The sequence below is a fragment of the Micromonospora sp. NPDC049081 genome, assembly GCF_040648835.1.
GTDB lineage: Bacteria > Actinomycetota > Actinomycetes > Mycobacteriales > Micromonosporaceae > Micromonospora > Micromonospora antibiotica.
Map to the genome: position 1 here is coordinate 38,280 of NZ_JBEZEK010000027.1, position 10,704 is coordinate 48,983.

Genomic DNA, 10,704 nt, shown 5'->3' on the forward strand with positions numbered 1-10,704 from the left:
AGGTCAGTGCCGACGGTCACGAGGGTCGGTCACCCGGTCGAAGCGCCGGCCGCTGGCCGCGTCGGTCCGTAGGTTGGCGTCGACCGAGGTGACCACGTCGGTGCCGAGCCCCTCCAACGATCGGCCGAGCCCGGCCCAGGCACGCAGCAGGGTCTCCTCGTGGGACCGGTAGCTCTTCTCGAAGGCCGCGCCGATGTCGTCCCGGCCCCATGGGCGGGGTGCGCTGGCCGCCGTGATCTCCGCACCGAGGGTGACGCGGCGGGCCGACACCGACTCACCGGCCAGGTGCAGGTCGGTGCCACCCCGCCGGGCCCGGGCCGGATCGAGCCAGAGTTGCCCCTCACCCATGCCGTTCGTCCTCCCGCCGGAGCACCGCGTCGGCCCGCCCGAACAGTGCGCCGAAGTCGCCCGTACGCAGGAACTCCACCGACCCCGAGCCGGCCGGCAGATGGGCGGCGACCAACTCCTGGGTGGCCGTGGCCGCCCGGGCGCAGGCCCGGTGCACCGTCATGGTGATCTTGCGACTGAGCGCGTGGTGATCGCGGTCGTGGTAGACCTCGCCGGTGAGCTCCACCGAGATCAGCTCGCCACGGGCACCCACCGTGGCGATGACCTGGCCGTCGTCCGACCGCTCCGTGACCCGCAGTGCGGCCAGTTCGGACCCCAGTTCGTCCACACCGGACCGCAACCGCCGGTATTGGCCGTACACCTCGTCGAACCGCGCCCGGAGCGCCTGGTTCGCGTCGCGGTCCACCCTCTCGGCCAAGGCCACCCTCCCCCGGTCACCGTCAGTCAGGCGAACCATACCGGGTGCCACGATTCCGTGGGGTCCGGTAGTTTCGGGCCGTGATCGATCGCCAACAGGCCGAGCAACTCGCCGACGTGTGGGCCCGGCGGGACTCGCAGCGTCTGGGCCACGAGTGCCGGGCCACCCTGGACGAGTTCGACCTGGGCTACGTGATCAGGTCGACCGTCGACCGCGCGGTCGACACGGACCCCGGCGACCTGCCGACCACCGTCGTCGACAAGGAGACCGGCGAGGTCACCACCTGGCCCCGGGTGCCGGCGGCCGTGGTGCAGCAGATGTACCGCCGCAGCCGCCCCACCGGCACCCCCGCCCCGCGCACCGTCGACCCGGCCAGCCTGCTGCTCCGCGAGATCCGTCGGCTGCCGACGCCCGGCACCGTGGCGCACCTGACCGTCGAGGGCCGCACCTACCTCGGTCACGGCGTCAAGGGCGACGTGGCGGTGCGGCACCACCCACTGGTCCGGGCCTACCTGGACGAGCTGCCCCCGGGGCACCTGGTGCGCGGCGGCGACCGGCACGCCGAGATGGTCGTCGTGTCGGACGTCCTGCACGAGTACGACCACCGTCGCGCCGCCGCCGGCCAGCCCCCGCTGACCATGCGCGAGGCGGAGTCGCTGCTGCTGGCGACCGGGATGGACGTGTTCCTGGCCCGCGAGCCGGGTGATCCGCAGGCCGGCCCGGCGGAACGCCCGTGCGACTCCTGCCTCAACTTCCTGGTGCACTTCGCGGTCCTCGGCTGGTCCGAACTCGCGTTCACCCGGCAGTGGCAGCCGGACAGGCAGGCCGCGCCGGAGCCGGGGCGGTTCGCGCCGGAGGTGGCCGACGCGCTGGTGAGCGCCGGCTGGCGTCCGGGGTTCGGTGACGATGGCCTTGCCGAGGAGGCGATGGCGGAAACGAGGGAGATCTCCCCCCGACATCCTGATCTCACGTCCGCGCTGAACGCCCTCACCAGGTTTCCGGGGCTTGCCTCCGGTCGGCGCGGTCCGGGGCGGCAGGTGTGGATCTCGCGGTTCTCCATCGACCCCGTGCACGCCGCCTACACCGCCGCCACCCTGGCGGACTTCGGTGCCGTGCTCGGCGTACGGCTCTTCCCGATCGGCGCTGGGCATCCGGACGCGATCCTGGCGGTGGACGAGCACGGCCGGGTCTTCGCGCTGGACCAGGCGGGCGAGTGGTTCCTCGGCGACGACGTCGATGCGGCGCTGACCACCCTGCTCCTGGGTCTCGCCCCGACCCGGGTCCGGGACGACGGCAGCTGGTGAGAGGGGTGTGCCGGGGTTACAGCGGCATCCCGGTCAGCACCAGCACCCTCGGCTCGGTGTAGTCGTCCATCGCCGACCGCACGCCCTCCCGGCCGACGCCGCTGCCCTTGACGCCCCCGTACGGCATCTGGTCGGCCCGGTACGACGGCACGTCGCCGACGATCACCCCGCCCACCTCCAGCACCCGTGCGGCGGTGAACGCCACGTCGAGCCGGTGGGTGAACACGCCGGCCTGCAGCCCGTACGCCGAGTCGTTGACGGCGGCGAACGCGGCGTCGTCGCTGTCCACCGACGCCACCACCAGCACCGGCCCGAAGACCTCCTCGGCACAGACCTTGGCCGACGCCGGCACCCCGGTCAGCACGGTGGGCGGATAGCTGGCGCCGTCGCGGCGGCCCCCGGTCTCGACGGTGGCCCCGGCGGCGACGGCCTCGTCGACCCACGCCTCGACCCGTTGCGCGGCCTCGACGGAGACCAGCGGTCCGACGTCGGTCGACTCGGCGGTGGGGTCACCGGTGCGCAGTGCCCGCACGGCGGCGACCAGCCGGGGCAGGAAGGCGTCGTGGTGGCGTTCGTGCACGAGGACCCGCTGCACGGCGATGCAGGACTGCCCGGCCTGGTAGTTGCCGAAGGTGGCGATCCGCCGGGCGGCGAAGTCCAGGTCCGCGTCGGACGACCAGTCGGCGCAGATGACCGCCGCCGCGTTGCCGCCGAGTTCCAGGGTGACGTGCTTGTCCGGCACCTGACGGCGGATCTGCGCGCCGACCGGCCCGGAGCCGGTGAACGACACCACCGGCAGCCGGGGGTCGTCGACCAGGTCGGCGGTGCGGTCGTTGGGCAACGGCAGCACCGAGAACATCCCGGCCGGCAGGTCGGCACCGGCGAGGATCTCGCCGAGCAGCAGCGCGGACAGCGGTGTCGCCGGGGCGGGCTTCACGATGATCGGCGCACCGACCGCGAGGGCCGGGGCGACCTTGTGCGCCACCAGGTTGAGCGGGAAGTTGAACGGGGTGATGCCCAGCACCGGCCCCCGGGGCACCCGCCTGACCAGGGCGATCCGGCCGGTAGCGGTGGGGTCGGTGTCGAGGCGCTGCATCTCGCCGGAGAACCGTCGGGCCTCCTCGGCCGCCCAGCGGAACGTCGACACCGCCCGGCCCACCTCGGCCCGCGCCCAGGTGACGGGCTTGCCGTTCTCGGCGGTGATCAGGCCGGCCACCTCGGCCGCCCGCGCGGCGAGTTCCCGGGACACGTGGTCGAGGGCCGCCGCCCGCACGTGCGCGGGCAGGGCCGCGGCCTCCGTAGCCACCCGGGCCGCCGCCGCGACGGCGGTTTCGACCTGGTCGGGCGTGGCCCAGCTGGTACGCCCCACCGCCCGACCGTCGTACGGGTGGGTGACGGTCACCTCGTCGTCGCCGTGGACGGCACGACCGGCGACCCAGAACGCTCTCGGCTCCACGTCGGCAGCGTAGACGACGGGCAGTCACACGGAAACAGTCGCTCAAGCCCTTGTCTGCCGCGAATTCGGTAGCCAAGATGGCAGTCAGATTGCGATTACCTCCGCTGACTCCGACTCCCAGCCACCCCTGGAGAGACCTCACCATGAGCGACCAGCAGCAGTTGCGCAACTTCGTCGACGGCGCGTACGTCGACCCGGTGGACGGCGGTCACGCCGATCTGATCGACCCCTGCACCGGTGACGTCTTCGCCCAGGCTCCCGTCTCCGGCGCGGCGGACGTGGACGCGGCGATGCGGGCCGCCGCCACCGCCTTCGAGAGCTGGCGGGAGACCACCCCGGCGGAGCGGCAGCGGGCGATGCTGAAGCTCGCCGACGCGGTGGAGTCGCGGGCCGCCGAGCTGGTCGACGCGGAGGTGCGCAACACCGGCAAGCCGCGGCAGCTCACCGCCGAGGAGGAGTTGCCGCCGGCGGTGGACCAGTTCCGGTTCTTCGCCGGGGCGGCCCGCATGTTGGAGGGCCGTTCGGCCGGGGAGTACCTGGCCGGGCACACCTCGTACGTGCGGCGGGAGCCGATCGGGGTCTGTGCGCAGGTCACTCCGTGGAACTACCCGCTGATGATGGCGGTGTGGAAGATCGCCCCGGCGTTGGCGGCCGGCAACACGGTGGTGTTGAAGCCGTCGGACACCACGCCGGTGTCGACGCTGCTGCTGGCCGAGATCGCCGCCGAGTTCTTCCCGCCGGGGGTGTTCAACGTGGTCTGTGGCGACCGGGACACCGGTCGTACCCTGGTGGCGCATCCGACGCCGCAGCTGGTGTCGATCACCGGCTCGACCCGGGCGGGCATGGAGGTAGCCTCCGCCGCCGCGCCGGACCTCAAGCGGACCCACCTGGAGCTGGGCGGCAAGGCCCCGGTGGTGGTCTTCGACGATGCGGACGTGGCGGCGGCGGCCGAGGCGATCGCGATGGGCGGCTACTTCAACGCCGGCCAGGACTGCACTGCGGCGACCCGGGTGCTGGCCGGCCCCGGCGTGCACGACGACTTCGTGGCGGCCCTCACCGAGCAGGCCCGCAACACGCGCACCGGTGCCCCGGACGACGCCGACGTGCTCTACGGCCCGCTGAACAACGCCAACCAGCTCGCCCGGGTCAGCGGCTTCGTCGACCGGCTCCCCGATCATGCCGACCTGCACACCGGTGGCGCGCGGGTGGGCGGGCGCGGCTACTTCTACTCTCCCACCGTGGTCTCCGGGGTACGCCAGGCCGACGAGATCATCCAGCAGGAGGTGTTCGGCCCGGTCATCACCGTGCAGCGGTTCACCGACGAGGACGAGGCGGTGCGCTGGGCCAACGGCGTCGACTACGGCCTGTCCGCCTCGATCTGGACGCGTGACCACGGGCGGGCGATGCGGATGACCCGCCGGCTCGACTTCGGCTGCGTCTGGGTGAACACCCACATCCCGTTCGTGTCGGAGATGCCGCACGGCGGTTTCAAGCACTCCGGGCACGGCAAGGACCTGTCGGTCTACAGCCTGGAGGACTACACCCGGATCAAGCACGTCATGCACCACTTCGGCGGCTGATCCCCATGCATTCCAGTGCGGAGCTGCACCGGCGGCGGGGTGCCGCCGTGGCCCGGGGGGTCGGCAGCGTCATCGACTCCTACGTGGACACCGCCAGCGGCGGCACGATCGTCGATGTCGAGGGGCGGGAGTGGATCGACTTCGCCGCCGGCATCGCGGTCACCAGCGTCGGCAATTCGGCCCCGCGCGTCGTGGAGGCGGTACGCGCCCAGGTCGAACGGTTCACCCACACCTGCTTTATGGTCGCGCCGTACGAGTCGTACGTGGCGGTCTGCGAGCAGCTCAACGCGTTGACCCCGGGCACCTTCGAGAAGCGGTCGGCGCTGTTCAACTCGGGTGCCGAGGCGGTGGAGAACGCGGTGAAGATCGCCCGGCACGCCACCGGACGGCAGGCGGTGGTGGTCTTCGAGCACGCCTACCACGGCCGGACCAACCTGACCATGGCGTTGACCGCGAAGAACATGCCGTACAAGCACCGGTTCGGGCCGTTCGCCGGGGAGATCCACCGGGTGCCGATGTCGTACCCGCTGCGCGACGGCGGGTTGTCCGGGGCGCAGGCGGCGGCGCGGGCGCTGGAGCTGGTGGACAAGCAGGTCGGGGCGGAGAACGTGGCCGCGCTGCTGATCGAGCCGATCCAGGGGGAGGGCGGTTTCGTCGTACCGGCGACGGGTTTCCTGCCGGCGCTGCGGGAGTGGGCGACGGCGGCCGGGGTGGTGTTCGTCGCCGACGAGATCCAGACCGGCTTCTGCCGTACCGGCGACTGGTTCGCCTGCGACCACGAGGGCGTGGTGCCGGACCTGGTCACCCTGGCCAAGGGCATCGCCGGCGGGTTGCCGTTGGCGGCGGTGACCGGCCGGGCGGAGCTGATGGACGCGGTGCACGTCGGCGGTCTCGGCGGCACCTACGGCGGCAACCCGATCGCCTGCGCGGCTGCCCTGGCCAGCGTCGAGACGATGCGGGAGCTGGACCTGGCCGCCGCCGCCCGGCGGATCGGGTCGGTGCTCGCCGACCGCTTGCGGGCGATCGCCGCCCGCGACCCCCGGATCGCCGAGGTACGCGGCCGGGGCGCGATGCTGGCGGTGGAGCTGGTCCGGCCGGGCACCCTGGTCCCGGACCCGGCCGCCGCCAGTGCCGTCTCGGCGGCCTGTCACGCCGCCGGCCTGCTCACCCTGACCTGCGGCACCTACGGCAACGTGCTGCGGTTCCTGCCGCCGCTGGTGATCTCCGACGACGAGCTGGCCCGTGGGTTGGACATCCTGGACGCCGCCTTCGGCTGACCGTCCACGGCTGTCAGCGCACCAGCTCCACCAGGTTGCGCCGGATCACGTTCTTGCCGGGCTCCCGGAGCAGCTCCATCGCGGCGGCGTTGAGCAGCACGCAACTGCCCGACGGCCCGCTCACCGACACCGTCGCCACCTTCCCGTTGTCCAGGTTCGTCACCCGCAACCGTGTCCCCACCGGAAACCGGTCACTCGTCGCGGCCGGTGTGCCGGCCTCGGCGGAGAAGGTCACCGAGCCGGCACACGCGCTGGGCCGGGCAGCCACGCCGGTCGCCGACGGGGTCGGCCGCTGGGAGGCCGGCGGCTGGGCGGCGCCGGGCCGGGTCTCGCCAGGTGCCGGGGCGGCCGGCGCGTCGACGCCGACCCGCTCGACCACGTTGCGTCGGATCACGTTCTTGCCGGGCTCCCGGACCAGCTCCATCGCGGCGGCGTTGAGCAGCACACAACTACCCGACGGCCCGCTCACCGACACCGTCGCCACCTTCCCGTTGTCCAGGTTCGTCACCCGCAACCGTGTCCCCACCGGAAACCGGTCACTTGTCGCGGCGGGCGCACCGGCCTCGGCGGAGAAGGTGACCGAGCCGGAGCAGAGGCTCGGCCGGGCGGACGTGGTGTCGGCGAACCCGAACCCGGTCCCCACCGCGACCACCGCCGTGGCGACCACCGCCACCCCCGCCGCCAGTACGTGCTTGCGCTGCACCTTCACCACGTCTCCCGTCGTCGCCGTTGCCTGCATCGGCTGATACGGCCCGGGAGCGCTCCCCGTTCAGTTCCACTGTCAGGAAAGTTTCGGACACCCACGTCAGCGGGCGTCGAGGAGGGGTTGGGTGGGGTCCCAGGGGCTGCCGCCGGCGGCGTCGCGTCGGCGTCGGGCGATGGCGGACAGCGCCTCCAGGACCACCCGGTTGCCCAGGTAGGCGGTGATGTCGGCGTGGTCGTAGGGCGGCGCGACCTCCACCACGTCGACGCCGACGACGGGTAGTTCGTAGCAGACCCGGCGGACGGCGTCGAGGAGTTGCCGGGAGGTGAGCCCACCCGGCTCGGGGGTGCCGGTGCCGGGGGCCATCCCGGGGTCGACCACGTCCACGTCGACGGAGAGGAACACCCCGCCGCACCCGTCGGTCGCGATCCCGAACGCCTCGGACAGGCAGGCGTCCAGCCCCCGGGCGACCAGTTCGGTCATCTCGTACGAGCGCATCCGTTGGGCGGCCATCCAGGCCAGGGTGTCCGGGCCGGGCCAGTAGCCGCGCAGCCCGAGCTGGAGGAACCGGTCGCCGCGTACCGCACCGGACTCGATCAGCCGGCGCATCGGCTGGCCGTGCCCGTGCAGGGAACCGAACTCGATGTCACCGGTGTCGGCGTGCGCGTCGAAGTGCACCAGGGAGACCCGGCCGAACCCGTGCCGGCGGGCCACCCCGGTGGCGTCGGGCAGGGCGATGGAGTGGTCGCCGCCGAGCACCACCGGGATCGCTCCGGCGCTGGCCACCGCGTACACGGCCGATTCCAGCGCGGCCAGGGAGCGTTCGATGTCCCCGGCGAACATCTCCACGTCCCCGGCGTCGTAGACGCACAGGTCACGCAGCGGGTCGACCCGCAGCGCCAGTGACGGGCGGGAGCCGTCGGGCGGCAGGTAGCAGGCCTGCCGGATGGCGGACGGGCCGAACCGGGTGCCCGGCCGGTGCGAGGTGCCGCCGTCGAAGGGTGCCCCGATGATCACCACGTCGGCGTCGGTGTAGGTCACCGGCTCGGTGACCGTGCAGGGCGGCACCCCGAGGAGGGTCACGTCGGGGCCGTACATCGGGCCGTAGCGGGTCATCGTTCCTCCATCGCCCACGGGGAGCCGTAGTCGGTGAGCAGGTCGAGGAACGGGCGCGGGGGCAGCGCCTCCGGGCCGAGCACCCCGACACCGGACCAGCCGCCGGTGGCGAGCAGCTCCAGCGCCACCACCGGGTTGACCGCCGTCTGCCAGACCACCGCCTGGTGGCCGTACTCCCGCATGGACCACTCGTTGTCGACCACGTGGTAGAGGTAGACCCGGCGGGGCCGGCCGTCGGTCCCGGTGCCGGTGACGTACGTGCCGGCGCAGGTCTTGCCGCGCATCCGGTCGCCGAGGGTGGCCGGGTCGGGCAGGCTGGCGGCGACCACGTCGCGGGGTGAGACCTGCATGCCGCGCACCGACACCGGGGTGGTGGAGTCGAGACCGACCTTGTGCAGGGCCCTCAGCACTTCGATGAACTCGTCGCCGAGGCCGTACTTGAAGGTGACCCGCCTGGCCTTGACCCAGCGTGGGATCAGCAGCACCTCCTCATGTTCGACGTTGACGCATTCGACCGGGCCGATGCCGGCCGGGAAGTCGAAGACCTCCGGTTCGCTGAACGGTTCGGTGGTGTACCAGCCCCGGTCCTTCTCCCAGATGACCGGCGGGTTGAGGCATTCCTCGATGGTGGTCCAGATGGAGAACGAGGGGGCGAAGTCGTAGCCGTCGACGGTGAGGTTCGCGCCGTCGCGGATGCCGATCTCGTCGATGTCGGTGAACAGTTCGTCGGCGGCGTACCGGGCGAACACGTCGGACAGGCCCGGTTCGATGCCGATGCCGCACAGCGCCAGCCGACCGGCGTCCGCCCAGGTCGCGGCGGCGGCGAACTGCTCGTCACCGAGCTTCACCCCGGTCTGGGTGTAGGGCCGCGCCGGGTGCGGGTGCGACAGTGACATCGCCATGTCCAGGTAGTCGGCCCCGGCAGCGAACGCCCCCTCGAAGATCGGCATGACGAAGCGCGGGTCGACGGCGTTGAGCACGTGGGTGATCCGGTGTTCCCGGCAGAGCGCGGCGACGGCGTCCGCCGAGGAGGCGTCGAGCCGTACGGCGACGAACCGGTCGCCGTACCCGGCGACGGCCCGCTCGGCCCGGGTCAGGTCGTAGTCGGCGACGACGACGGTGGCGAAGAAGGAACGGCGGGCGGCGATGGCGACGGCGGCGGAGCCGACCCCGCCGGCGCCGACGAGCAGGATACGCATCAGGAATCGATCCCCAAACCAAGACGATCGGGCGTACGGAGCCAGTGCTGGTGCCGGTCGTCGTGCGCGTACGCGTCGGCGCGGGCCGGCGACCAGCGGGTGAGGTGGATGTCGGCGGCCGGACGGGGAGAGTCGGGGCGGTGGTACGCATACCGGCCGGGCGTCACCTCGGCGAACGCCCGGTCGGTATGCGGAAGGATCACGACGGGTCTGCCGCCCGTCGGCCGGGCCCGTCAGCGACCGGGAGCGCCGAGCCTGCCGCCCCTCGGCCGGTCACATCGGCGACCGGGAGCGCCGAGCCTGCCGCCCGTCGGCCGGGCGCGTGAGCGACCGGGAGCTCGGCCCGTCGGGACCGTCGACCGCGCAGCATGCTCAGCCCGACGAGCAGCAGGGCGATGCCGAACATCGCCGTGCCGATCACGTTGACCTGTGGGGGGATGCCCCGCTGGGCGGCACCCCAGACGTACATGGGGAAGGTGACGGTGGTGCCGGCGTTGAAGTTCGTCACGATGAAGTCGTCGAAGCTCAGCGAGAAGGCGAGCAGGGCGGCGGCGACGATGCCGGGCAGCACCAACGGCAGGGTGATCCGCCGGAACGTCTGCCACTCGCTGGCGTAGAGGTCCATCGCGGCCTCCTCCAGCCGCCGGTCCATCCCGGCGAGCCGGGCCTTGACCGTCACCACCACGAACGACACGCAGAACATCACGTGCGCGATGACGACGGTCCAGAAACCCTGCGGCACCCCGGCGGAGACGAACAGGGCGAGCAGCGAGGTGCCGAGCACCAGCTCCGGCGTCGCCATCGGCAGGAAGATCAGCAGGTTGATCCCGCCGCGCCCCCGGAACCGGTGCCGGACCAGGGCGAACGCCATCAGCGTGCCGATCACCGTGGACCCGACGGTGGCGAGGAACCCGATCTGCACGCTGCGGACGACCGCGTCGCACATCTCGGGGGTGGCGCAGGGCTGTCGCCAGTTGTCCAGGGTGAACTCGTTGAAGTCGTACGACAGCCGGCTGGAGGGGCGGTTGAGGGAGAGGCCGGCGACCACGGCGATCGGCAGGAACAGGTAGCCGAGCACCAGCAGCGCGACGATCATCACCCACCGGTCGGCCAACCACCGCGACACCCTCACCGGAATCCACCTCCGTTCGCGACTGCGGGGCTCCGCTGCGCTGCACTCCTCGCGCTCACAGGGCCACCCTTCCGCTCGCGACTGCGGGGCTCCGCTGCGCTGCACTCCTCGCGCTCACAGGGCCACCCTTCCGCTCGCGACTGCGGGGCTCCGCTGCGCTGCACTCCTCGG

Annotated in this window: 11 protein-coding genes; 3 read left to right on the forward strand and 8 right to left on the reverse strand. The window is 72.5% G+C overall.

What is annotated here, in order from left to right; genetic code table 11:
• Positions 1–3 precede the first annotated feature (3 nt).
• On the reverse strand, positions 4–348 hold the full coding sequence (locus AB0B63_RS27655) for a hypothetical protein (protein WP_357023905.1): 345 nt from the start codon (positions 346–348) through the stop codon (positions 4–6).
• Positions 341–772, reverse strand: coding sequence for a YbaB/EbfC family nucleoid-associated protein (locus AB0B63_RS27660; RefSeq protein WP_307799855.1), 432 nt, complete (start codon positions 770–772; stop codon positions 341–343). The genes AB0B63_RS27655 and AB0B63_RS27660 overlap by 8 nt, the downstream gene beginning before the upstream one ends.
• Positions 773–846: 74 nt before the next feature.
• Here AB0B63_RS27660 and AB0B63_RS27665 point away from each other — a divergent pair, with 74 nt between their 5' ends.
• Complete coding sequence (locus tag AB0B63_RS27665; protein WP_357023909.1) at positions 847–2,070, forward strand: SUKH-3 domain-containing protein; 1,224 nt, start codon at positions 847–849, stop codon at positions 2,068–2,070.
• A 16-nt stretch (positions 2,071–2,086) separates the two neighbouring features.
• On the opposite strand, the gene AB0B63_RS27670 is transcribed toward AB0B63_RS27665, so the two are convergent.
• Positions 2,087–3,526 carry an aldehyde dehydrogenase family protein gene (locus AB0B63_RS27670; RefSeq protein WP_357023912.1) on the reverse strand — a complete coding sequence of 480 codons (1,440 nt, stop codon included), beginning with the start codon at positions 3,524–3,526 and terminating at the stop codon, positions 2,087–2,089.
• A gap of 143 nt (positions 3,527–3,669) precedes the next feature.
• On the opposite strand from AB0B63_RS27670, the gene AB0B63_RS27675 reads away from it, so the two are divergent.
• The gene (locus tag AB0B63_RS27675; protein ID WP_357023916.1) at positions 3,670–5,106 is read left to right on the forward strand and encodes a gamma-aminobutyraldehyde dehydrogenase; all 1,437 of its coding nucleotides are present in this window, start codon (positions 3,670–3,672) and stop codon (positions 5,104–5,106) included.
• A 5-nt stretch (positions 5,107–5,111) separates the two neighbouring features.
• Positions 5,112–6,383 carry a 4-aminobutyrate--2-oxoglutarate transaminase gene (gabT, locus tag AB0B63_RS27680; protein WP_357023919.1) on the forward strand — a complete coding sequence of 424 codons (1,272 nt, stop codon included), beginning with the start codon at positions 5,112–5,114 and terminating at the stop codon, positions 6,381–6,383.
• A gap of 13 nt (positions 6,384–6,396) precedes the next feature.
• Here the strand turns inward: gabT and AB0B63_RS27685 are convergent, their stop codons facing one another.
• From AB0B63_RS27685 to AB0B63_RS27705, 5 genes are all read right to left on the reverse strand, one after another.
• A complete protein-coding gene (locus AB0B63_RS27685) occupies positions 6,397–7,092 on the reverse strand; it encodes a hypothetical protein (RefSeq protein ID WP_357023922.1) in 696 nt (231 codons plus the stop codon).
• A gap of 96 nt (positions 7,093–7,188) precedes the next feature.
• Positions 7,189–8,202 (reverse strand): agmatinase, encoded by a 1,014-nt coding sequence (gene speB / locus AB0B63_RS27690; RefSeq protein WP_357023925.1) that lies wholly within the window; start codon positions 8,200–8,202, stop codon positions 7,189–7,191.
• On the reverse strand, positions 8,199–9,401 hold the full coding sequence (locus AB0B63_RS27695) for a saccharopine dehydrogenase C-terminal domain-containing protein (protein WP_208570308.1): 1,203 nt from the start codon (positions 9,399–9,401) through the stop codon (positions 8,199–8,201). The genes speB and AB0B63_RS27695 overlap by 4 nt, the downstream gene beginning before the upstream one ends.
• The gene (locus tag AB0B63_RS27700; RefSeq protein ID WP_208570354.1) at positions 9,401–9,604 is read right to left on the reverse strand and encodes a hypothetical protein; all 204 of its coding nucleotides are present in this window, start codon (positions 9,602–9,604) and stop codon (positions 9,401–9,403) included. Before AB0B63_RS27700 ends, AB0B63_RS27695 begins: the two co-directional genes overlap by 1 nt.
• Positions 9,601–10,533, reverse strand: coding sequence for an ABC transporter permease (locus tag AB0B63_RS27705; protein ID WP_307799850.1), 933 nt, complete (start codon positions 10,531–10,533; stop codon positions 9,601–9,603). Before AB0B63_RS27705 ends, AB0B63_RS27700 begins: the two co-directional genes overlap by 4 nt.
• Positions 10,534–10,704 lie beyond the last annotated feature (171 nt).

Coding starts and splice junctions, on each gene's coding strand:
- AB0B63_RS27695 (WP_208570308.1), bottom strand. CDS start 9,401: ATGCGTATCCTGCTCGTCGGCGCCGGCGGGGTCGGCTCCGCCGCCGTC.
- AB0B63_RS27675 (WP_357023916.1), top strand. CDS start 3,670: ATGAGCGACCAGCAGCAGTTGCGCAACTTCGTCGACGGCGCGTACGTC.
- AB0B63_RS27655 (WP_357023905.1), bottom strand. CDS start 348: ATGGGTGAGGGGCAACTCTGGCTCGATCCGGCCCGGGCCCGGCGGGGT.
- speB (WP_357023925.1), bottom strand. CDS start 8,202: ATGACCCGCTACGGCCCGATGTACGGCCCCGACGTGACCCTCCTCGGG.
- gabT (WP_357023919.1), top strand. CDS start 5,112: ATGCATTCCAGTGCGGAGCTGCACCGGCGGCGGGGTGCCGCCGTGGCC.